The organism is Pseudomonas weihenstephanensis (genome assembly GCF_001043055.1).
In the GTDB taxonomy this organism is placed as follows: domain Bacteria; phylum Pseudomonadota; class Gammaproteobacteria; order Pseudomonadales; family Pseudomonadaceae; genus Aquipseudomonas; species Aquipseudomonas weihenstephanensis.
Map to the genome: position 1 here is coordinate 57,811 of NZ_JYLF01000005.1, position 22,936 is coordinate 80,746.

General features: G+C 56.4%; 13 protein-coding genes and 1 pseudogene. 7 read left to right on the forward strand and 7 right to left on the reverse strand.

Annotated elements, in window-relative coordinates:
• Nucleotides 1–41 precede the first annotated feature (41 nt).
• Together rarD and TU86_RS13470 are read right to left on the reverse strand one after the other, a co-directional pair.
• Nucleotides 42–926 (reverse strand): EamA family transporter RarD, encoded by an 885-nt coding sequence (rarD, locus tag TU86_RS13465; protein ID WP_048364818.1) that lies wholly within the window; start codon nucleotides 924–926, stop codon nucleotides 42–44.
• A 264-nt stretch (nucleotides 927–1,190) separates the two neighbouring features.
• Complete coding sequence (locus TU86_RS13470; RefSeq protein ID WP_048364819.1) at nucleotides 1,191–2,504, reverse strand: MFS transporter; 1,314 nt, start codon at nucleotides 2,502–2,504, stop codon at nucleotides 1,191–1,193.
• Nucleotides 2,505–2,662: 158 nt separating this feature from the next.
• Here TU86_RS13470 and TU86_RS13475 point away from each other — a divergent pair, with 158 nt between their 5' ends.
• Nucleotides 2,663–3,775 carry a sugar diacid recognition domain-containing protein gene (locus tag TU86_RS13475; protein ID WP_048364820.1) on the forward strand — a complete coding sequence of 371 codons (1,113 nt, stop codon included), beginning with the start codon at nucleotides 2,663–2,665 and terminating at the stop codon, nucleotides 3,773–3,775.
• Between the two features lie 87 nt (nucleotides 3,776–3,862).
• On the opposite strand, the gene TU86_RS13480 is transcribed toward TU86_RS13475, so the two are convergent.
• From TU86_RS13480 to TU86_RS23000, 4 genes and pseudogenes are all read right to left on the reverse strand, one after another.
• Nucleotides 3,863–5,272 (reverse strand): efflux transporter outer membrane subunit, encoded by a 1,410-nt coding sequence (locus tag TU86_RS13480; RefSeq protein ID WP_048364821.1) that lies wholly within the window; start codon nucleotides 5,270–5,272, stop codon nucleotides 3,863–3,865.
• Nucleotides 5,269–8,448 (reverse strand): efflux RND transporter permease subunit, encoded by a 3,180-nt coding sequence (locus tag TU86_RS13485; RefSeq protein ID WP_048364822.1) that lies wholly within the window; start codon nucleotides 8,446–8,448, stop codon nucleotides 5,269–5,271. Before TU86_RS13485 ends, TU86_RS13480 begins: the two co-directional genes overlap by 4 nt.
• 15 nt (nucleotides 8,449–8,463) lie before the next feature.
• Complete coding sequence (mexE, locus tag TU86_RS13490; protein WP_048364823.1) at nucleotides 8,464–9,708, reverse strand: multidrug efflux RND transporter periplasmic adaptor subunit MexE; 1,245 nt, start codon at nucleotides 9,706–9,708, stop codon at nucleotides 8,464–8,466.
• 397 nt (nucleotides 9,709–10,105) lie between these two features.
• Nucleotides 10,106–10,365 (reverse strand): annotated as a pseudogene (locus tag TU86_RS23000) (hypothetical protein); the annotation flags it as partial.
• 644 nt (nucleotides 10,366–11,009) lie between these two features.
• On the opposite strand from TU86_RS23000, the gene mtlD reads away from it, so the two are divergent.
• The 5 genes from mtlD to TU86_RS22490 all read left to right on the forward strand — a co-directional run bounded on the left by mtlD (nucleotide 11,010) and on the right by TU86_RS22490 (nucleotide 20,452).
• Nucleotides 11,010–13,118 carry a bifunctional mannitol-1-phosphate dehydrogenase/phosphatase gene (gene mtlD, locus TU86_RS13495; RefSeq protein WP_048364824.1) on the forward strand — a complete coding sequence of 703 codons (2,109 nt, stop codon included), beginning with the start codon at nucleotides 11,010–11,012 and terminating at the stop codon, nucleotides 13,116–13,118.
• Nucleotides 13,119–13,524: 406 nt separating this feature from the next.
• Nucleotides 13,525–14,043 carry an Hcp family type VI secretion system effector gene (locus TU86_RS13500; protein ID WP_048364825.1) on the forward strand — a complete coding sequence of 173 codons (519 nt, stop codon included), beginning with the start codon at nucleotides 13,525–13,527 and terminating at the stop codon, nucleotides 14,041–14,043.
• Nucleotides 14,044–14,152: 109 nt separating this feature from the next.
• Entirely contained in the window at nucleotides 14,153–16,660 is a 2,508-nt protein-coding gene (locus TU86_RS13505) for a type VI secretion system Vgr family protein (protein WP_048364826.1), read from the forward strand.
• A 49-nt stretch (nucleotides 16,661–16,709) separates the two neighbouring features.
• Nucleotides 16,710–18,863, forward strand: a complete 2,154-nt coding sequence (locus tag TU86_RS13510; RefSeq protein WP_048364827.1) for a T6SS effector phospholipase Tle3 domain-containing protein — start codon at nucleotides 16,710–16,712, stop codon at nucleotides 18,861–18,863.
• Nucleotides 18,863–20,452, forward strand: a complete 1,590-nt coding sequence (locus TU86_RS22490; RefSeq protein WP_338053666.1) for a type VI lipase adapter Tla3 domain-containing protein — start codon at nucleotides 18,863–18,865, stop codon at nucleotides 20,450–20,452. The genes TU86_RS13510 and TU86_RS22490 overlap by 1 nt, the downstream gene beginning before the upstream one ends.
• Nucleotides 20,453–20,627: 175 nt before the next feature.
• Here TU86_RS22490 and TU86_RS13520 read toward each other — a convergent pair whose 3' ends face one another.
• A complete protein-coding gene (locus TU86_RS13520) occupies nucleotides 20,628–21,542 on the reverse strand; it encodes a LysR family transcriptional regulator (RefSeq protein WP_048364829.1) in 915 nt (304 codons plus the stop codon).
• A 267-nt stretch (nucleotides 21,543–21,809) separates the two neighbouring features.
• Here TU86_RS13520 and TU86_RS13525 point away from each other — a divergent pair, with 267 nt between their 5' ends.
• A complete protein-coding gene (locus TU86_RS13525; protein WP_048364830.1) occupies nucleotides 21,810–22,829 on the forward strand; it encodes a zinc-dependent alcohol dehydrogenase family protein in 1,020 nt (339 codons plus the stop codon).
• Nucleotides 22,830–22,936 lie beyond the last annotated feature (107 nt).

Consider the following 22,936-nt stretch of genomic DNA (forward strand, 5'->3'; position numbering starts at 1 on the left):
AAAAAGATTAACGGTCATGCTCAGGCCCAGTACGCACCTTCCTAGACTGATTTTCTCTGACGCACCAAATGCTTGAACCCTTCAAAAATCAGCACCAGCACCGCCAGCCATATCGGCAGATACGTTAGCCACTGACCCGAATTGATGCTCTCACCCAGCAGCAAGGCGACACAGACCAACAGCACCGGTTCGACGTAACTGAGCAACCCGAACAGGCTGAATGCCAGCATGCGGCTGGCCATGATGTAGCTGATCAAGGCCAGTGCGCTGATCACCCCCAGCAGCGGGATAAGCGTATACAGCGCAGAGCGCTGACTGGCGACATCAAAGCCATGCTCACCCCCCTGCACGAACAAGAACGCCACAGGCATCAACAACAGCATGTCCAACCAGAGGCCGCCGAGGTTATCGGTGCCTATACGTTTGCGCAGCACGAAGTAGAGCGGGTATCCAATCGCAACCAATAGCGTGGTCCACGAGAAACCGCCCACACGATAGACCTCGTTGGCCACGCCCAGGGTAGCCAGTGCGGCAGCGATCTTTTGCAAACGCGACAAGCGTTCGCCATACACCAAACGGCCGGTGAGGATCATGGTCAGCGGTAACAGGAAGTAGCCCAGCGACACGTCGAGGCTGTGGCCATTTAATGGTGCCCACAGGAACAGCCACAATTGCACACCCACCAACGCACTGGAGGCTATCAGGCCGCCCCAGAGCATGGGTTGTTGGCGCAGACGGGAAACTATCGCCGGAACCAGCCGCCAGTCCCCGGAGCAAAACATGAATACGCTCATGCACGGCAAGGTAAGGAGCATCCGCCAACCGAAAATTTCAGCACCACTCAAGGGATAGAGCAGGGATGTGAAGTAATACATGACACCGAACAGGCTCGATGCCAGAACCGATAGAACAATACCTTTGGACACAACAGCCTCGTTACACGCGCATTTTGATTGTTAGAGGCGCGTAGCTTGAGGCCCTGAAGCCCTTAGGGCAAATGCATAAAAAAATGGTCCGGGGTGGCATAGCCGTTGCCGAAGGCGACCTGCGATGGCGAAGCGCTCGTAAACCCGATAACCGGGGTGTCAGTCAGACACCGCCTCGGATGGGCTTTGACGGCTACGCCGCCGGACGTAGCCTTGCATTACTCGTCAACGGCTAGCGTTTTTAAGTGCGTATGGCCCAGTCAATTACGCGTTGTTCATCCCCCGCGTCATGCGCAGCGCCAACACACTGCCGCCCACAATCACGGCGGCCAGCAAATAGAGCGCGACGTCGGTCGAACCCGTGGTGTCTTTCACAAACCCCACCAGGTACGGGCTCAAGAACCCGGCCATTTGCCCCATCGAGTTGATCAGGGCCAAGCCCCCGGCCGCTGCACCGGCACTGAGCATGGCGGTCGGCACCGGCCAAAACATCGGCAGGCCGGTGAGGGCGCCCATTGTGGCAATGGTCAGCCCCAAAATGGCGATTGCCGGTTGGGTGGCAAAGTTGACGGCGATGATCAGCCCCAGTGCGCCCATCAACATCGGCACCACCAAGTGCCAGCGGCGTTCTTTGCGCAAGTCGGCCGAACGCCCCACCAGCAGCATGAACACTGCGGCGAGCAGGTAGGGGATGGCACTCAACCACCCAATCACCAACGTGTCGCTGAACCCCAAATTTTTGATGATCGAGGGCAGCCAAAAGTTAATCGCGTACACGCCGCTCTGAATGCAGAAGTAGATCAGGCCAAACGCCCAGATCGCGGGGTTCTTGAACACCGCGAGCAGTGAGTCGCTGGTGGTAGGCGGTTTGTTCGCGGCGTCCAGCCGATGATCGGCTTGGAGCACTTCGCGCTCATGAGGTGTGAGCCATTTGGCGTTGGCGAAACTGTCATTGAGCAGAAAGATCGCCAAGCCACCGAGGATTACAGTTGGAATACCTTGCAACAGGAACATCCACTGCCAGCCGGCAAGCCCACCCTGGCCCGCCGCGAAGTGGCTGAGGATCCAGCCCGAGAAAGGCCCGCCCACCAGGCCCGACACCGGGATGGCCGACATGAACAGTGCCATGATCCGGCCACGACGGAATGTCGGGAACCATTGCGACAGATACAGCACCACACCGGGGAAGAAACCGGCTTCAGCTGCACCTGTAAACAGGCGCAGGGTGTAGAACTGGGTTGGCGTGGTGACAAACATCAGGCAGGTGGACAGCAGCCCCCAACTGACCATCATCACGGCGATCCAGCGTTGCGGGCCAAACTTGGTCAACGCCAGATTGCTGGGTACGCCGCACAGCACGTAGCCGATGAAAAAGATCCCGGCACCCAGGCCGTACACGGTTTCGCTGAATTTCAGCGCGTCGAGCATCTGTAATTTGGCAAAGCCAACGTTTACCCGGTCGAGGTAATTGAACAGATAGCAGATGAAAATGAAGGGGATCAAACGCAGGGTGATGCGCTTGTAGATGGCGTTTTTATCGTCATCGCCGGTCAGCGAAGCGGGGGCGCTCTGTGACATCTCTTGTCTCTCTTTATTATGTTTTTTTGCGATCCGAGGTTAACGTTGGTCGCTGCTTGAGTCTCGGTCACCCTTACGTTGCTGTCTTTGTGCTATTGCACAGCATTTTTGCGCTCAGGCTGTGCCTAAGAACAAATGTTTCCAAGGATTGTCACCCTATGTTTGAACTGGATCATGATTTGGCGCAGGACATCGTGGATCGCGCGATGGCCATCTTGCCGTACAACGTTAACGTGATGGACAGCCAGGGGCTGATCCTGGGCAGTGGCGAGCCGGAGCGTATCAACACCCGACATGAAGGGGCGCAGTTAGTGTTGGCCAACGGACGGGTGGTGGAGATCGATGCGCACACCGCCAAGTGCCTCAAGGGTGTGCAGCCGGGCATTAACCTGCCCTTGCTGCTCGATCAACGCCTGATCGGTGTGCTCGGCCTGACCGGTGAACCCGAGCTATTGCGCACCTACGCCCAACTGGTGCGCATGACTGCCGAGATGCTGGTGGGCCAGCGTCATCAGCAGGCCGAGCAGCAATGGCGACGCCAGCGTTGCGACGATTTGGTGGCCTTGTTGCTGAGTGAAGGCGGCGATTCTCCGCGCTTGATCGATGAAGCTCAGCAGTTAGGTCTCAAACCCCAACTGTCGCGTATTCCGTATCTGTTTGAGCTGGGCAAAGGTCTCACCGGCGAAGCCCTCGGCTCGTGGTTGCAGTCACGTTACCCGGACAGCTGGTGCGTGTGCCCGGCCAACGCATCGCTACTGTGGTGCCGGCCGGCCACCACCACGCTGGATGATATGCGGCTGTTGGAGCGTCTCGACACCCAGGGCTGGAACGTGCTGCGCATTGCCGCTGGAGGCCAGGCCGATGCGCTCAAAGGGCTGCGTCGTTGCTACCGTCGTGTCGGGGATTTGCTGGCCTATGGTCGCGATGTATTACCTGACACACGGCTGCTGAGTCTGGATCGCTATCGATTGCCCGTCATGCTGTGGCGCCATCGCAATGACGACGCGCTGGAAGAGTTGCTCAATCCGTTGCACAAGGTGGTGGCCAAAGACAGTAACGGCCAATTGATCGCTACCTTGCGCAGTTGGTGTATGCACGACGGTCAAAGTCAGGCCTGTGCCGACGCGCTGGGTATCCATCGCAACAGCCTGCGCTATCGCATGGAGCGCATTGGCGAGTTGAGCGGAGTCGATCCGCTGAGCCTGAACGGCATGCTGGCGCTGTATCTGGGGGTGCAACTGCTGCCATATACCCGACCTTCAGTGATTTGAACGCAAAAAAAAGCCCCGCGACCGAATGAACGCGGGGCTAAACGGTTGGATGCGACCAACCAAAGGAGCCGTTAAATCAGTTGAAACTTAGCGCGCACTGGCCAGGGTTTCGACCTGCCAGCCGCCACCCAAGGCTTTGTAGATCGCCACAACGCCGCGATACAACTCAACCTCGGCTTGCGCTTGGCTGTCTTCGGCCGCCAGTCGTTCGCGCTGGGCATCGAGCAGCACCAAAAAGTCCACGGTGCCTTCACGGTAACGAATGGCTGCCAAATCCGCCGCGGTGCGACTGGACTCGCTTTGTCGAATCAGCGACACCAAGCGTTGCTGACGTTTGCCGTAGTCAGTGAACGCGTTTTGCGACTCTTCCAGCGCCAACAACACTTGCTGCTCATAGCTGGCCAAGGCGCCATCGGCTTGTGCATCCGCACCGCGCAAGCGGGCGCGCACGCTGCCCAAATCAAATGCAGGCCAAGTGATACGCGGGCCTAAGGCCCAGGCATTGGCAGCAGCCGAACCGATTTGCGATCCACGTCCGGCGGCAAAGCCGAGGAACCCGCTGAGGCTGACCCGCGGAAACAGATCCGCCTTGGCTACGCCGATACGGGCGGTGGCGGCGGCCAACTTACGTTCAGCGCTCATGATGTCCGGACGACGTTGCAGCAGATCGCCGGGGTTGCCGATGTTCAACGCTTTAGCAATGGCAGGCAGTTTGGCCGGGCTCAGATCCACACTCAGTTGCTCTGGCCGTTGGCCCAGCAACGTTGCGATGCGGTTGCGCTCACGCGCCTGTTCGGCCTGCAATTGCGGCACGCTGGCTTCAACGGCGGCCAGACGTGCATCCGCGCGCATCACGTCCAGCTCATCACCCACCCCAGCATCGCGCAGGCTTTCGGTGATGGCTTTGGATTCCTGCTGGTTTTTCAGGTTGTCCAGGGCAATGCGTTCACGCAATTGAGCGCCGCGCAGTTCGCCATAGGCATCGACCAACTCAGCAATCATCGTCACTTGCAACTGATACAAATCCGCTGCCGCTGCTTGCTCGTCAGCGTCGCTGGCTTCCAATTGACGCTGGATACGCCCGAACAGATCGATTTCCCACGCCATGTCCAGGCCCAGGTCGTAGCGCTCACTGTTGACGCGCTTCTCGGTCTGCCCTGGAATTTGCCCCTTGCCCAGGTCACTGCTGGCACGGCTGGTGATGGTCGGCATCGCATCGTTGCTGACGTCATCACGAATGGCCCGTGCTGCACGCAAGCGGGCAAACGCCACGCGCAGTTCACGGTTGCCGGCCAACGACTGAGACACCAATGCATTCAAGGTTGGATCGTCGAACTGTTGCCACCAGATCCCTTCAAAATGCGCACGGTCAAAGCCTTTAAGGGTCTCGGCGCTGATCTGCGCCGGCTCAGTCTTCGGTGTTTGGTAATCCGGGCCTACGGCACAGGCGCTCAACGCCAGGACCAACAGGCTTGGAAGGAAGGCTTTCACGCTCATTGCTGCGGCTCCAACTTCAAGTGCTTGGCGGCTTTGCGCGCTTCACTGCGCTCCACATAACGGCGAATCAAGACATAGAACACTGGCGTCAGCAGCAGGCCGAAGAAGGTCACACCGAGCATGCCGGAGAACACCGCAACACCCATTGCGTGACGCATTTCAGCACCCGCACCGCTAGAGAGCACCAGAGGCACCACGCCCATAATGAACGCGCACGAGGTCATCAGGATCGGCCGCAGACGCAGGCGGCAGGCTTCGAGCACCGCCGCCAGCGGGTCGAGGCCTTCTTCCTGTTTGTCCTTGGCGAACTCGACGATCAAAATCGCGTTCTTGCACGCCAACCCCACCAGTACGATCAAGCCGATCTGAGTGAAGATGTTGTTGTCACCGCCCGAAATAATCACCCCGGTAATCGCCGACAGCAGCGTCATCGGCACAATCAGGATGACCGCCAGTGGCAGGCTCCAGCTCTCGTATTGCGCAGCCAGCACCAGGAACGCCAGCAGCACGCAGAGCGGGAACACAAACAGTGCGGTATTACCCGACAGGATTTGCTGATACGTCAGTTCAGTCCACTCATAGGTCATGCCGTTAGGCAGTTCTTCTTTGAGCAGTTTCTCCATGGCCGCTTCTGCTTGCCCGGAGCTGTAGCCCGGTGCCGCGCCGCCATTGATTTCGGCAGTGACGAAGCCGTTGTAGTGCATCACGCGGTCGGGGCCTGCGGTGTCGCTGACCTTGATGAAGGTTGCCAGCGGGATCATTTCGCCTTTGTTGTTGCGCACTTTCAGTTGGCCAATCTGCTCAGGCTCCAGGCGGAACTGCTGCTCAGCTTGAACGTTGACCTGATAAGTGCGCCCGAAACGGTTGAAATCGTTGGCATACAGCGAACCCAGATAGATCTGCAATGTGTCAAAGATGTCGTTGATGGCCACGCCGTGGGTCTTGGCTTTTTCCCGATCAATCGCAGCATCAACTTGTGGCACGTTGACTTGGTAGCTGGTGAACAACCCGGCCAGCTCTGGCACGTTATGGCTCTTGGCAATCACGTTCTGTACTTCTTTGTACAGTTCGTCATAACCCAGATTGCCGCGGTCTTCGATTTGCAGGCGGAACCCGCCAATAGTGCCCAGACCTTGTACCGGAGGTGGCGGGAAAATCGCGATGTAAGCGTCCTGAATGTCCGCGAACTGGGCGTTCAAGGAGGCTGCAATGGCGGCAGCCGACTGGCTTGGGTCCTTGCGCTCATCAAACGGCTTGAGCGGGGTGAACACGATGCCGCTGTTCGGGCTGTTGGTAAAACCGTTAATCGACAGACCAGGGAAGGCCACCGAGTTGGCAACCCCCGGTTGTTTAAGCGCAATTTCGGACATGCGCTTGATAACGGCTTCAGTACGATCCAGGCTCGCGGCGTCTGGCAATTGGGCGAAGGCCACCAGGTATTGCTTGTCTTGCGGTGGTACGAAGCCGGTTGGCGTATGGGCAAAACCGGCCCACGTCAGCACCATCAAGCCTGCGTACAGCAACATGGCGATACCGCTGCCACGAATCACACGGCGCACAGTGCCGACATAACCGTTACTGGCCTTGACGAAGAAACGGTTGAACGGGCCGAACAGCCAGCCACCGAACAGACGATCCAGCACACGGGTAAAACGGTCTTTCGGCGCGTGATGGCCTTTCAGCAATACCGCTGCCAGTGCAGGGGACAACGTCAGCGAGTTGAAGGCCGAGATGACCGTGGAAATAGCAATGGTCAGGGCGAACTGCTTATAAAACTGCCCGGTCAGACCCGAGATAAAGGCGGCCGGAATAAACACCGCACACAGCACCAGTGCCGTGGCAATGATCGGGCCGGTCACTTCACGCATCGCCCGCTTGGTGGCATCTACGGGGTTGAGTCCCAGCGCGATATTTCGCTCGACGTTCTCCACCACCACAATCGCATCGTCGACCACGATCCCAATGGCCAGTACCAGACCGAACAGCGACAGTGCGTTGAGCGAGAAGCCGAACATGTGCATTACGGCAAACGTACCGATCAACGACACTGGCACGGCCACTAGCGGAATGATCGAGGCGCGCCAGGTTTGCAAAAACAGGATAACGACCAGTACCACCAGAATCAGGGCTTCAAACAGGGTATGCACCACGGCTTCGATCGAACCACGAACGAAAACGGTCGGGTCATACACGATGTCGAAGTCCATCCCTTGCGGGAAGTTCTGCTTGAGTTCGGTCATTTTTGCGCGAACGTCATCGGAAATCTGGATCGCATTGGAACCAGGACGCTGGAAGATCGGTATCGCCACTGCCGGTTGGTTATTCAGCAACGAACGCAAGGCGTACTGACTGGAGCCCAGCTCAACCCGTGCAATGTCCTTCAAACGCGTGATCTGCCCATCGTCACCCGAGCGGATGATGATGTTCTCAAACTCTTCTTCAGTGACCAAACGGCCCTGGGTGTTGACCGACAGCTGGAAGCTGGTGGCATTCGGCGCTGGCGGGGTGCCCAGGGCACCGGCAGCAACCTGACGATTTTGCTCACGAATGGCCGTGACCACATCGGTAGCGGTCAGGTTGCGTGAAGCGGTTTTGTTCGGATCAAGCCAGACCCGCAATGAGTAGTCGCCCATGCCGAACATCTGCACATCGCCGATCCCGTTCAACCGTGCCAACTCATCCTTGATGTTGAGGATGGCGTAGTTAGACAGGTACAGCATGTCGTAACGCTGGTCCGGAGAGGTCAAGTGCACAACCATCGTCAGGTCGGGCGAGGCCTTGTCCACGGTAATGCCGATGCGCGTGACTTCCTCAGGCAGCTTGGGCTGCGTGCGCGTCACACGGTTTTGCACTTGCACCTGAGCGTTGTCCAGGTCAGTGCCCAGCGCAAAGGTGATGGTCAGGGTGATCTTACCGTCAGCGGTGGACTGTGAAGACATGTACAACATGTTTTCAACGCCGGTTATCGCTTGTTCCAGCGGCGCGGCAACGGTATCGCCAATCACTTTCGGGTTGGCGCCGGGGAAGTTGGCACGCACCACCACGGTCGGCGGTACCACTTCCGGGTATTCGCTGATCGGCAATTGGAACAGCGAAATGCCACCCGCAATCAAGATCAACAATGAAAGTACGGCCGCGAAAATGGGCCGCTGAATGAAGAACTGGGAAAAATTCATCGAAGTTATCGTCCCTTAACCACGAGGAGTCGCGACACTGGCCAGTTTCGAAGCGCCAGTGGCGGGCTTGATTGGCGGCAGGTTGCTGGCTTCCAGGGCTTGTCGTTGTTGTGCCAGTGCGGCGAGGGTCTGTTCGTTGGCCATCGGGATGACTTCAGGTGTCACCGGCGAGCCGGGGCGCACTTTCTGCAAGCCCTTGACGATGATCGTGTCGTCTTTGTTCAGACCGTTACGAACAATGCGCAGACCCTCGATTTTTGGGCCCAGATCCACCGCGCGGTAGGTCGACTTATTGTCAGCATCCATCACCAGCACGAACTTTTTGCCCAAATCGGTGCCCACCGCTTCGTCATTGATCAAGACGGCAGAGTAGGTACCGCTGCCCACCAGTTTCAGCCGTGCATACAGCCCCGGCGTGAAGCTGCCATCAGCGTTATCGAACACCGCGCGGCCGCGAATGGTGCCGGTTTTCGGATTGACCTGGTTGTCGACGAAGTTCATTTGCCCCAGGTGTGGATGACCGCCTTCGTTCGACAGCCCCAAGTACACCGGCGTGGTCTGGCCGCGCTGGCCTTGACGGGCCAGTTGCGTGTACTTGAGGAAGACGCGCTCGTCGGCATCGAAATAGGCGTAGACCTTGTCAGTGGACACCACGCTGGTCAGTGGCGAGACGTCGGCCGTCACGATGTTACCGGCAGTGATTTCAGCACGGCTGACGCGGCCGCTGATCGGGGAAGTCACACGGGTAAAACTCAAGTTGAGCTTGGCCAGGTCCAGCTCCGCCTGAATCGCGGCAACCCCGGCACGGGCTTGCGCAGAAGCCGTAGTGCGCGACTCGGCCAACTCGGCCGAAATGGCATTGCTTTCACGCAAGCGCTCACCGCGCTGTGCTTCGTTCTGACTGCGGGTGGCATTGGCGCGCGCCTGCTGCACTTGAGCTTCAAGACGACGCACTTGGGCCTGGAACGGGCGCGGATCAATCTGGAACAACAGGTCGCCTTTCTTCACCAAAGCACCTTCGGTGAAAGCAACCTGATCAATCTGCCCGGACACGCGCGGGCGAATCTCGACAGTTTCGGGGGCCTCAAGGCGCCCGGTGAACTCATCCCATTCATTGACCGGCTGTTCAAGTACTTTGGCCACACTGACTTTTGCAGCAGGCGCTGGAGCAGTCGCTTGTGGAGTTTTGCCGCATGCGCTCATCACCACGATGGCCAAGGCCGCGAGCGGGAAGCGCAAATGTTTAAGTGACTGTTCCATGAGAGGGGAGTCCGCCAATCTATTGAGATGGGGCGGATAATGCTGGCGCGCATGCTGGCGCACGAATCGAACCCAGCGAAGGTCACTATCATCCAGAATGATATAAACCCTGAGCAAGCGCTCTAGCCTGCGCTTTTTGTTAGGGGGCTATCAATTAATCTTTATCGTTTGCTGCGAACAATCAGAACTTGCGCAGAAACATTCAGAAAGGCCCTACAGCATCCCAGAACCTCTTGTCATTAGGGTTTCCCACTCACCGACATAGAGTGGACGTTATGGCTAATCACGGTGACATGACCCTCACGGGCAAAACGTCAGGATTAATATCCGCGGCGTATCTCGCCCCCCGTTCGCACACGCTATTCCTGCTCCGTTTAGCTGTCTGTCCTGCGAGTGCTTACCTGTCAAAAGTGCCCACCATTTTCGTTCGACATGACAAACCAACCGGATCGCCCAAAACATCTGAATACGGGAGCGTAACCAACGTGCCCCCGGATCGTTGTCTTGAGCTCCGCGCCACGCCATATGCACTTCAAACGCCGGGTAGCGGGGATCTTACGCGCACGCACCGCCTAAGGCGGTCAGCGCATCAGCGGTGCAGTCCGGCACAGTGGCGAGATTGTCGGGGCCCGCCAGCAATGTACTCAAACCATTAAATTAGCCATGCAGGCGGCGAAGATGATCCCGGGGATCAAATTGATTGAATTCACCGGTATGGGCCACGCGCCGTAAATGGAAGACCCAACAGGATGCATCGCCCCCCTGATCAAGCACTTGAGCCTGAAACCGGGGCTATTTATTAAGTCCTCATTGCCCGCGCAGCAGACCGGCTAGTGGCCATGCTCTTTGCCGCGAACCTTGATTTAGACGCTTTTAATGCGTTATAGCTAAAAAGGAGACCTATTTGGACACAGGAAATAACATACCTTATGGACGGAAGCACACGTATCCATCGCCAATCCGGCTCACGATCCGCACCCCTGATTGCGAATTGTGGGCCTCACATCAAGCACTGCGCATTCGCAGCTACAGGGTACATTTCCCGACTCCTGATCTTCATGGCCTTACCTTATCTTCGTCCCTGTTTCTCAGGGAACTGCGCCGACTGGCGCCATTGCTACGTCCCCCCGCCTGACACCGACTGAACGCTGCTGCCTCTCGGCACTTCATCTGACCCTCATTGCCTGATCTGAACCCGGTGGACGGCTAAATTCCGTGCACGGCGTGCAGCGACGATCCTCTTTCCACGCGCCTGCCAAACATTTCCACTGGCGCGAGCAGTACAAGGAGTTACACCCCCAATGATCTATTTCCAGGGCAAACGCATCCTTAGCGCCATCTTCGATATGGACGGCACGATGTTTGACACCGAGCGTTTACGCTTCAAGACCTTGAAGCAAGCGGCGATGGAGATTTTCGGCAGCCCGCTGAGTGATGAAACCCTGATCGGCTCACTGGGTTTAAGTGCCAAACGCGCTGAAGCGCTGGCCAAAGCCAATCACGGCGAAGACTTTCCCTACGCCCAAGTCAGGCAACGGGCAGACGAGCTTGAGCTGGCGCATGTGCGCAATCATGGCGTGCCCATCAAAGACGGCTTGCTCGACGTGCTAGAGCGTCTGCGCCGCTGTGGCCTGACCATGGCCGTGGCCACCTCCAGCCGACGCGCGATTGCCGAGGAGTATTTGATCAACGCCAACGTGCTCAAGTACTTCGACATCACGGTGTGTGGTGATGAAGTGGAGCAAGGCAAGCCGCATCCCGAAATCTTCCTCAACGCGGCCAGCGCGCTGAACTGCCTGCCCGAACACTGCCTGATGCTTGAAGACTCTGAAAACGGGTTGCTGTCAGCGATCCGCGCGAACGGGCAACCCATTCTGATCGAAGACATAAAGTCCCCGGCGCCAGAAGTCAAAGCGGGTGCGTTGCAGGCCTATACCAGCATGAGCGAATTTTTGGCGGACTTGAGCGACTGCATGCCTCACTTGGGTGTGCCTGAATTGACCGAGCCGTTTCCACAGGCCCTCAACCAGTTCAGCGTCGGCATCCACGGTTTCGGAGCGATGGGGGGTGGTTACCTGGCGCAAATTTTCTCGCACTGGGATGGTTACACCCGGCCTTGCGAAATCATTGCTGCGACCCGCTCGCCGATGCTGCGCGAAACCATCCAGGCGTTCGGTCGCTACAGCGTGCGCTACGGCGCCACCTCGTTTGATCAAACCATCGAAAACATGAACATGATCGACATGGATGACGAGCAAGCCGTCATTCGCATGTACGACGTGGCCGAAATCGTTGGCCTGAGCCTTCCCGAGTCTGCGATCCGCAAGCAAGCGGGCGTGATAGCCCAGGGCTTGATTCGTCGTTTCGAACGCAGAAGCCGGGTACTCACCCTATTGATTGTCTTGAACAAGGTCGGCGGCGCTGCATTCGTGCGCGAGCAAGTTGAAGCGCATTTACGCCGCCTGGCCTCGCCGCAACTGTGTCAGCGCATCCTCGACAACACGTATTTTGCAGAAACCGTGGTCAGTCGCATCGTGTCCAAACTGTCCACCGACGCGTTGCTGCGACAGTTACGGATCAAGTCGAAAATGTTCGAAAACACCTTGAGTGAAGAGAGCCGCACACCGGCCACAGCCTCGAAAAAACGAGTGCCTGACTATGAGCGGCTGATCAGCCGCTTCCGGCCATATGCCCAATCCAGTCAGGCGCTTAGCCAGTTGCATCTGATCCTGTTCAATAGCGAACCGGACATGCCGCTGTACGCCGAACGCTGCGGCCATTTGCTTGAGCGTCTGCGCCAGGTCAAGACAGTTGCAGACATTACCCAGACCCAAGTGATCAAGAATTTGCTGTGGAATGGCCCGCATGCCGTGATCGCCTGGTACGCCAGCCTGCTGGGGCATACCTGGCTGGGGCAGGGGATGGGCGATACACGGGTCAGCGCGCTGGCCCATCGACTTATCCGCGAAGAGGTCGGTCCGGCATTAATCGCGCAAAACCCGGAAGCGGCTGATGCTGTTGAAGATTTCTCGCAGGTTTTCCTCAAGCGCTGTGCCACCTCCTTCAAAGATCCCTGTGCCCGCGTAGCACGAGACCCACTGCGCAAGTTGCAACGTCACGAACGCATCTTTCGCAGCATTGATCTGGCCCGCAAACACGGGATACCCACTCCATCCCTTGAGTTTGGGGCGGCTTTAGCCGTTCATTACGCCCTGCGCAACCCCAATGAGAAGGATCAGGAGTGCCTGTTGATACGTAAGATCTATCGTGAAAAGGGGGAGCTTTTGTCTGTTCTGAGCTATGTGGGCGACTACAATGGGCGTCCTTATTCAGGGCTGGATCCGGTCACCGACAAGGATTTGCTTGAGTCGATTTCCCGCCGGTTCATTGAACTCAAAACGCCCAATTAAAGCCCCGAAAATCGAAAGGGTGATCCTGTAAAAGGGCTCTCTTTCGTATCAGCGATACTGACGTCAGGTGTGAGATATAACGAGGTGGTTGCGAAAAGTAGCATATAGCCATGATGCGCAAGAAGTTGCGCACTCGAATGTGGATAACCCTGTGCATACATCACCACAGCGCTCATAAGACGTGAGCTGTAGAGGAGTGCGCAAGAAGTTGCGCAGCACTGCGCAACTTCTTGCGCACTTTGTCGATGTTTCTTACGTGGAAATCATCGTTCCGATTGACTTAAACCTGTTATCTCATTGATTAGCATGGTTTTTATTAGCTTTGGCATGAACCTTGACTGTCTCTATCGGCACTTGAACGGCATTTGGGCCTTTCAAGTCCTTTTTTTCAGCAAGGAGAGCATCCATGGCGACGCCAGCGTATATGTCCATCACGGGCACCAAACAGGGTCTGATCACTGCCGGTGCGTTTACCGCGGACTCAGTGGGCAATACCTATCAGGAAGGTCATGAAGACCAGGTCATGGTTCAGGGCTTCAGCCACGAAGTGATCATTCCTCGTGACCCGCAATCCGGCCAACCGACCGGCCAACGCGTTCACAAACCGGTAAAAATCACCAAGGTCTTCGACAAGTCCTCGCCGCTGCTGCTGGCTGCGCTGACCTCTGGCGAGCGCCTGACCGAGATCGAAATCCAGTGGTTCCGCACCTCGGCTGCCGGTACCCAAGAGCACTACTTCACCACCAAACTTGAAGACGCGATCATCGTCGACATCAAGGACTACATGCACAACTGCCAGGACCCGTCGAATTCGCACTTCACGCACCTGGAAGACGTGGAATTCACCTACCGCAAAATCACCTGGACCCACGAAGTGTCCGGTACATCCGGTTCGGATGATTGGCGTACTCCGGTCGCGGGCTAAGGCTGCGCGAGCGCGTTAAAGCCCCGGACAGTCAACTGTCCGGGGCTGCTCACCTTCCAGCGTTTTTACCCGTCGCAAATGCCCACTCTTTTGACTAAGGAACAGTTAAATGCGTCAAAGGGATTTGAAGTTCACCTTCAGCGTACTGACCAGTCGGGCGCAATTCGAGGTAGTAGAGTTCACGTTGGAGGAGGCTATCAGCGAGCCTTTTCGCCTGACTCTGCAACTGGCCAGTGATAACCCCGCCATAGAGTTTGCCCAGATACTGGATCAGCCCGCGTTGCTCACACTGTGGGCTGGCTCCACGGCGGTACGTTACGTTCACGGCCTGGTTTCAAGCTTCACTCAAGGCAAAACCGGCTTTCGCCGCACGCGCTACAGCTTGGTGGTTGAGCCACAGCTTGCGCGGTTGGGTTTGAATAGCGACTGGCGCATCTATCAGCAAAAAAATGTTCCCGAGATCATTAAATCGGTGCTGAGTGAACACGGCATTCTTGAATATGAAACACGCATCAATACTGAGCATTTACCGCGTGAATATTGCGTTCAGGCGGGTGACACCGACCTCTACTTCTTTGATCGCCTTTCATCCGAAGAGGGGCTGTTCTACTTTTTCAAACACAACGACAGCGCCCACACCCTGATTCAAGGCGACAAATTGTATGTGCAGGAGCGCATTGCGGGCGGGCCGGTGCTTTACACCTCGCAACCGGCGGCTGATGCCACCCAACCTGTGTTGTACGCTTTCAGCTACACCGAAAACGTGCGCACGGTTGAGCACACCGAGCGCGACTACACGTTTAAACGTCCTGCATTCGACTTGCAACAGCATGCGGTAGGCGAAGACATGCAGCGTCAATCCTTGCCCTATGAACGCTACGAATACCCGGGCCGTTACAAAGCCAGCACCGCCGGTAAACCGTTCACCCAGGACCGCCTGCGCGGTTACCGTCACGATGTTCAAGTGGCCGTGGTGCAAGGCGATGATCCACGCTTGATTCCGGGGTTTTCATTTCAGCTACGCGGCCATCCACGCGAGGATTTCAACCAGTGGTGGCGCTCAGTGCGCATTACCCACCGTGGGATACAACACGCCAGTCAGGAAGAAGAATCCGCAGATGCTGACATGGGCGTAAGTTATGACTTCACTGCCCAGATCATTCCGGAGTCAGTGGAATGGCGATCATCACCATTGCCCAGACCGCGAGTTGAGGGCCCGCAAATAGCCAGCGTGGTGGGACCTGACGGTGAAGAGATCTACACCGATGAATATGGCCGGGTAAAGGTTCAATTCCCGTGGGACCGTGAAGGCAAAGACAATGACTTCAGCTCCTGCTGGATTCGCGTAGCGCAGAACTGGGCCGGGGCAGAGTGGGGCCATATGGCGATCCCGCGAATTGGCCAGGAAGTCATCGTTGATTACCTGGATGGCGATTGCGATCAGCCGATCATCACCGGTCGCACTTACCGCGCGACAAACATGCCGCCGTACCCGCTACCGAACCTCAAAACCCTCAGTACCATCAAAAGTAAAGAATACAAAGGTGGGCGGGCCAATGAGCTTCGCATTGACGACACCACTAAAGAGATCAGTGCAGCGTTGATGAGCGACCATGGCAGCACCGCTTTGCACTTGGGCTACTTGACCCATCCACGGCCCGAGGGGGGCGCCCCTCGGGGTGAAGGTTTTGAACTGCGCACGGATGAGAAAGGTGCGCTACGGGCGGCCAGGGGTTTGCTGCTCAGTACGGAGGCGCAACTGGAGGCTGGTGGTGGCCATCTTGACCGTGGCACCGTGGTGCAAGTACTCGAAGCGGCACTGCAACTGGCCAAGGGCTTGGGAGACTATGCCGTCGATAACCAAGGTATCGACCATGACACCGATCCGCAAAAAACACTCAGTGAAGCAGTGCGCGATTTGGGCCATGGCGCCAACAACGAACCGGACAAGCCCAATGGCGGCAACCCCGCAATAGCGCTGAGTGGTCAAGCCGGTGTTGCAGTCACATCACCTGGCAGCATTACCGTGGCTGCGGGCGAGCACATCGATAGCGTGGCCATGGAAAATCAGCAGCTCACTTCAGGACAAAAGTTTGTGGTTAACGCAGGCACCGATGTGGGGTTATTTGCGCAAAGTGGTGTGATGCGCCACATCACCCATCAGGGCCTGCTACTGTTGCAGGCGCAAAAAAACAATATTCGGCTGGAGGCGGACCAAAGTGTGGAAGTCACCGCGAGCAACCAGCATGTACTGGTATCGGCTAAAGAGCACATCACCCTCATGTGCGGAGGTGCATACATCACCCTCAAAGGCGGCAATATCGAATTGGGCATGCCGGGTAATTTCACGGTAAAGGCAGCCAAACACAGTCATATCGGTGGCACTAGCCTGGAAGCCGAGTTGCCAGCGTTCAAAGTAGGGGACACCCAGCGGCGCTTCATGCTCAAACAAATTGATGGCGCCACCGCGATGGCCAACGTGCCCTACAAAATCACATTGGGCAATGGCGAGATTATTGAAGGCATCACTGATGCGACAGGCGCCACGGATCTGTTGCAAAAAGATGCGATGAACATTGCCAACGTACGCATGATGCAACCCAAGGCAGAGTCATGAGTCTTATTGACACAACGGACGTGGTTAATCACCAGCAAGGAGCACACCCATGGGCGAAGCCGCTCACATGAGGACTATCGTTTCAGCCAAAGCCATCACCTTGCCCGGCGGCGGTGATGTGCATTTGATTGCACCGCCGCCCAAGCCCTGCGTGACGATCCTCGTGCATGGGGTTAACGACCTGGCGGGGTGTTATGCGCGCATCGAAAGCGGGTTATGCCAAGGGCTGAATGAACGCTTGGACATGCCAGAAACGTTACCGGGCGGCATAAATAATCCCGGCTATATGAGATCGGCGGGTTACAGTTTGCCTTCGGACGACTCCGGCAAAGCTACGAACCCGGATGCGATGTATTACCGGCGAAAATTTAATGCAGCTGACGATGCCAAACCGACGCGTAGTGTAGTGATTCCGTTTTATTGGGGTTTTCGCGAAGAAGAAGCCCACATCAATAAAACCGCCCCGCACGGGGAGTGGATGGACCGCAACAATAACCGCCTGGACAAGGCCGGAACCAAGGAGGGCGGGCAGTTTGCCAACGCCACTACTAACTTGCCGGACATGTGGGGCAAGGGTTTCAACGGCAAGCTGTTTGGTTTCATTTCTCTGGATAAACTTGGCGGCGATATGACCCACCCGCTGCACTCGGCCGCAGGGCGGCGTTACATGGTGCTAGCGGCGATGCGTCTGGCCATGGTGATCAAAATTATCCGTAAACGTTACCCGAACGACACCATCAACGTTGTGGGGCATAGCCAAGGCACGCTCCTGACCCTGCTGGCTCACGCCTACCTCAAAGATGACGGTGTGCGAGCAGCCGACTGCGTCGTGATGTTGAACTCACCGTATAGTTTGTTTGAACCGTTCACCGAAAAATTCCAAAACACGAAGGGCAGTCAGCAAACTTCGCAAGCCCGGATTGCCACACTCAACGGTATTTTGCAGTTCATTGCTCAAGCACCTAATTCATACCCGGCGCTATCAAATGTCGCCCTGAAAAACTGCCCGGGCTACGGTGCCATTGGTGGTTCAGGCTGGACCGGCGGTGCGGGGAGTCAAGCCAGTATCAAAGGGGTAAAAATCCCTTTCAATGAGCGGGATAACCGAGGCAGTACCTACCTCTATTTCACGCCTCAGGACCAGACTGTGGGTTTGGCTAACGTGAAGGGCATAGGCTGGCAAGGGATAGCAGACGAGGTATATGGCCAGCCCGTCCGCTCACTGCTACCCCTACGTTTTCACCAACGGGTGTTCACTCTGCGCAAGCGTGCAGGTGAGCCAGAACTGGTGGGTAAACATACGCCGCCTTACGTCTATCCCCTAAGACTAAAAGGAGAAGGAACATGGGACGACACCGGGCTGCCATTCAAACAAAAACTGTCATTAGTCCGTGCCGAACTTGAAGTGGGCGGGAAAGTGCTGCTTACCGCGCCGTTATTGCCTGTTGCGGCAGTAGCGGATTTCAAAGCAGATGGTGTGGTAACTGCGCCAGGCGGTGATTCGCCAAGTGGTATTTACCAATCGACGGACTCGCTGGACCCTATAGATGCAGCTATTGCCGTTAGCAACAAGGGCTGGATGCCGCAAGACACCCGACATGCCAGGCACGCACTCATGAGTGAAGCCGATGCCTTCAAGCAGGGGCGTGACAACGCAAGTATTGAAGCGGTCCTTAATGAAGGTAAAGAAAAGGCACACATGACTCACGTGTTTAGCGCTCGCGCCAAGGGTGACGGTCAAGTGCTAGTGACACGCTCTGAGACGCCTTATGAAGCAAGATTGCGTTTACAAAAGGAACACAACGAACCGTTGTCGTTTCACTCCGCGATTCCCAACAACCCGGAGCATAGCCGGCAAGTATTAGCGTATGACGTAGCGATTGGGGCAGGGGAGAGCGTGGATGATGTGCCGTTTTATGCGTATCTATGCCGCGTGGCTGATTGGCGGCAGGATTGGAAGGCAAAAGATAAAGGAGGGCGAAGTCAAGCTGATGCCGAGATTGAGATGCCAGATGAAAATGCATTGGTTTTTTACAGAATAGAAAATGACCAAAATCGATTTTTGATTGACTCTACGGTTGCATATCGCATGACCGGCGATTTCCCCACGACGGTGGGTAGCCATATTCCTTCTTTGGTTGTTTCTCAGACATCTGCCAGTCGCGAAGCATCAAAATCTTCTACTGTCGGGAGGAGCGTTTAGTGCAGCGAATATTGACTTATGGATTGGTCTCGGCCCTTTCACTTGCAAGCACTCAAAGCTATGCAAATGAAACGGCGCTTAGAATTAAGCACTGTTTCTCTACTTCAGACACCGCTGTGACTGTTCAAACTTTAGATAAAAAGGCCTTTAGCATGCCTATTGATTCCGCCTACAGAGCGCCAACAACATCCTCTCAACTCCAAACTTTAGATGTTCTTAGTATTGGAATGAGTATGGATGTCTTCAGGCAAGAACAATCTTGGACAGCATTGCAAGCTCAAAACACGACACACCCCGAGGCTTTACATGTTGGCAGCATCCTGCCGATGGATCCGAAAAAATACCCGATAACTGCTGATGATAAAGATGTGGCGTGGGAGAAACGCAAGGCTGATGCACTCGAGATGGGATTGAAAGACTTTCTAGAAAAGTGGCCGATCCCTACCATTACTGTCGTGGGTGATTGGAATCCTGAAACACCCAATTTACGTTTAACTTCCCATGAAATAAACGACATGTTAACGAGCATGGTGAACAGCTACCGAGTCGAAGCAGGTTTACATTGGCACCGGATCCGAAATTTAAAAAACGGCACTGTTTGTCATTCAACTCCCGAAGGGCTGGTGGAAGGTGTATTCCAACTATTTGAGAGTAATCCTGACCTCCCCGCGGTGCTTATCTACAGTGTTGAAGGCTTTAATATGGCCCTGGCCCTGACAACTAAAGATAATAGGCCAATCGGTGTTGGGACAGGCCCTAGACAGCCCGGCGAACTCACTGACGCCATGGTTGCCCTGGTCGTAGGCCGCCCTGAGCGGGTCGAGTGGCTGCGTTACTACGCGCAATACGCCAAGGTCAACGATAACAAGATCGATCCCGAGTTCCGTGGCTGGGGCTGGCGTAAACCACCGGTTGAGTTCCAACCCTCCGAATTCATCCCGCAACCCTGGACTCAGCGCGCTTTTGAGCAATGGGATGCCATGCAGGTTCTGGCCAAAATTCATCGCCCTGTGACGGTCTCACTCAAGCGACCCGATAACGGCGAACGCCTGAAGCGCGAAGCACTCTCAGCACAATTGACTGCCGGATGGGATAAAGCCACAGACGCACTCACCCCCAAACCTGCGCGGCTATTTTATGACGGTGGATTGAACAGCAGCCCCATTGCCGAGCTGTCCCCGGCATTGCACGCCGCCCACAGTTCTCTGGACCTGCTCGATTCGCGCGAAAGCTACGACCTGACCCAGCGCCTGGGCGACACCGGTTCTGCGTCACCGTTTGTGGGCATCGCCCTGGCCACAATGGCCAGTTACCTGAATGCGGACACCAGCGTGGTCATGCCCATGCGCCGTCAGGATCAAGCGACGATTATTCCGATTACCTCCGCCACACCGGGCAAAAAACCTGTCGGCAACCCGTTTGGTATCAACCTCATGCCACAGACAGCCAGCAGCGATGAGACGCCTGAGATAAAACCCGAACCTGTGCGACAAGTGCCAGCCATCCGCCCGCTAGCAGACGAGGACTACACCCTCGAAGAGTTTTTAGCCGAGCAGAACAAGAGCCGAAACTGGATGGATGAGTTGTAAAACTGCGCGAGGCCATTGCTTAAAAGCAGTGGCCTCGCGGGGCCATGCCTGCGTTTTTGACTGAAGTATCAGGCTGCCCCTATGAACGTCTTCCGTTAGCCGAGCCCGCTCGACGTCAACGAACGGTCGATACCAAGGTACTTGACCCATGAACGTGTAAGGTTTGCGTTCGAGATTACAAACTATCCGGATCCCCAAAAAACATTTGAATACGGGAGCGTAGCCAACGTTCCCCTGGATCGTTGTCTTGAGCACCGCGCCAGGCCATATGCAGTTCAAACGCTGGGGTGTCGAGCGGGGGATCTTCCGCGCGCACACCGCCCGCGGCGGTCAGGGCCTCAGCGGTGTAGTCCGGCACGGTGGCGAGAATGTCGGTGCCCGCCAGCAATGTACTCAAACCATTGAACTGGGGAACCGCCAGTACCACATGCCGCTTGCGGCCGAGCTTCTCCAGTTCGGTGTCGATAAACCCGCTCAAATCGCCAGCGAATGAAACCAGCGCATGCGGGCGGGCACAAAAATCATCCAGCGACAGTGCGCCAGGGACCGTGTCGGCCCGCAACAATTTGGGTTTGCTGCGGCGCAACACTTTGCGCTTCGCATTGGCGGGCAGGTCGCTGGTGTAACTGACACCCACCGATATCTCGCCCGACGCCAATAGGGGTGGCATCAGGATGTAGTTCACCCGTCGCACCACCAGAACGATACCCGGTGCTTCGGCACGCAAGCGTTTGAGCAGCATGGGTAGCAGCGCAAACTCCACGTCGTCCGACAAGCCAATGCGAAAGACCGACGTGCTGGTGGCCGGGTCAAACTCCGAGGCACGGCTGACAGCCGTGGAAATTGAGTCCAGTGCCGGTGACAGCAGGGCGAAAATCTCAATCGCCCGTGCTGTTGGCTCCATGCTGCGACCGGTGCGCACAAACAATGGGTCATCAAACAGACCGCGCAGGCGCGACAACGCTGCACTGATCGCCGGTTGTCCCAGAAACAATTTCTCTGCGGCACGGGTCACACTGCGTTCATGCATCAAGGTTTCAAAGACGATCAGCAGGTTCAGATCGACGCGACGCAAGTCGTTACGGTTCATCTAGCAGGCTTCACAGGCGGGTCTACAGACAATGAGGTAACGGATCTTACGGTGATAGATGTCGAATCGTCACTGCCTAGATTGGCTTTCTTATTGCCTGATCCGATTTTCTTGCTACTCAAAACGCCTTCGAGCGTGGGTTCATCCGCTTGAATCTGTCTGCGGATCAATGTCAGGCATGTCGACTATTAATGCTGTCTGGTAGTCTTGCGCCCAAAGCCCCGATAAAGTCCTGGGGTATTAGCGATTTATTTGGCGAGGTTTGCAATGTCGCGCACGATCCGTTTTCACAAATTTGGCTCGGCCGAGGTGCTCAAGTGCGAAGAGCACGAGGTCGCTGCGCCTGCGTCTGATGAAGTGCAGGTGCGCGTCCAAGCCATAGGCATCAGTTGGTATGACGTGCTCTGGCGTCAGAACCTGGCGCCGTCGCAAGCCCGCTTGCCCGCAGGTCTTGGCCATGAAATGGCAGGCGTTGTCACGGCCGTGGGCGAAGACGTGACCGATTTGCAGGTCGGTGACAAGGTGGCCAGCTTTCCCGGTCAGAGTGCCAATGAGTACCCCACGTACGGCGAGCAGATTGTCATGCCGCGCTCAGCACTCACGCGCTACCCGGATGTCTTGACGCCGGTCGAAGCCAGTGTGCATTACACGCCGTTACTGATCGCCTACTTCGCGTATGTCGAGCTCGCGCGGGTCAAACCGGGGCAAACGGTATTGATCACTGACGCCAGCCATTGCTCTGGCCCCTCGTTCGTGCAAGTGGGCAAAGCACTGGGGGTCAAGGTGATCGCGGCGACCAAATCGGCTGAGGAGCGTGACTATCTGTTGGGCCTGGGCGCCGACAAGGTGATCGTGACCGAAGAGCAGGACCTGCTGATGCAGATCAACAAGCTCACGGACAACCGGGGCGTGGACGTGGTATTTGACGGCCTGGGCGGCCCGCAAATGTCGGTATTGGGCGATGTGTTGGCACCGCGTGGCAGCTTGATCCTCTACGGTTTGCAAGGCGGCAACCAAACGCCGTTTCCGGCCTGTGCCGCGTTCCAGAAAAACATTCAATTCTACGTACACTGCATCGGCAACTTTACCGGCAAACCTGAACTGGGTATTGCGCAGGACGTCGAGGCCATGCAGCGCGCACTGCGCGATATCAATCAATTGACGGCAGATAAAATCTTGCGGCCGTTGGTGGTTCGGGTTTTCCCCTTTGAAGAGTTTGTTGAGGCCCACCGCTACATGGACGACTGCCCATGCCGCGGGCGGGTAGCCTTGGCGCTTGAAGCTTGAAGCTTGAAGCTTGAAGCTTGAAGCTAATATTCCTTCGGTTTAAAAAACGCTGCTGAGCACTTTGTTCAGCGGCGTTTTTTCTGAACCACACTTCAACTGCTTATACA

What these genes read in the sequence shown, in the direction of transcription:
- TU86_RS13470 (WP_048364819.1), bottom strand. Translation starts at nt 2,504, where the DNA reads ATGTCACAGAGCGCCCCCGCTTCGCTGACCGGCGATGACGATAAAAAC.
- TU86_RS13475 (WP_048364820.1), top strand. Translation starts at nt 2,663, where the DNA reads ATGTTTGAACTGGATCATGATTTGGCGCAGGACATCGTGGATCGCGCG.
- TU86_RS13480 (WP_048364821.1), bottom strand. Translation starts at nt 5,272, where the DNA reads ATGAGCGTGAAAGCCTTCCTTCCAAGCCTGTTGGTCCTGGCGTTGAGC.
- TU86_RS13485 (WP_048364822.1), bottom strand. Translation starts at nt 8,448, where the DNA reads ATGAATTTTTCCCAGTTCTTCATTCAGCGGCCCATTTTCGCGGCCGTA.
- mexE (WP_048364823.1), bottom strand. Translation starts at nt 9,708, where the DNA reads ATGGAACAGTCACTTAAACATTTGCGCTTCCCGCTCGCGGCCTTGGCC.
- mtlD (WP_048364824.1), top strand. Translation starts at nt 11,010, where the DNA reads ATGATCTATTTCCAGGGCAAACGCATCCTTAGCGCCATCTTCGATATG.
- TU86_RS13500 (WP_048364825.1), top strand. Translation starts at nt 13,525, where the DNA reads ATGGCGACGCCAGCGTATATGTCCATCACGGGCACCAAACAGGGTCTG.
- TU86_RS13505 (WP_048364826.1), top strand. Translation starts at nt 14,153, where the DNA reads ATGCGTCAAAGGGATTTGAAGTTCACCTTCAGCGTACTGACCAGTCGG.
- TU86_RS13510 (WP_048364827.1), top strand. Translation starts at nt 16,710, where the DNA reads ATGGGCGAAGCCGCTCACATGAGGACTATCGTTTCAGCCAAAGCCATC.
- TU86_RS13520 (WP_048364829.1), bottom strand. Translation starts at nt 21,542, where the DNA reads ATGAACCGTAACGACTTGCGTCGCGTCGATCTGAACCTGCTGATCGTC.
- TU86_RS13525 (WP_048364830.1), top strand. Translation starts at nt 21,810, where the DNA reads ATGTCGCGCACGATCCGTTTTCACAAATTTGGCTCGGCCGAGGTGCTC.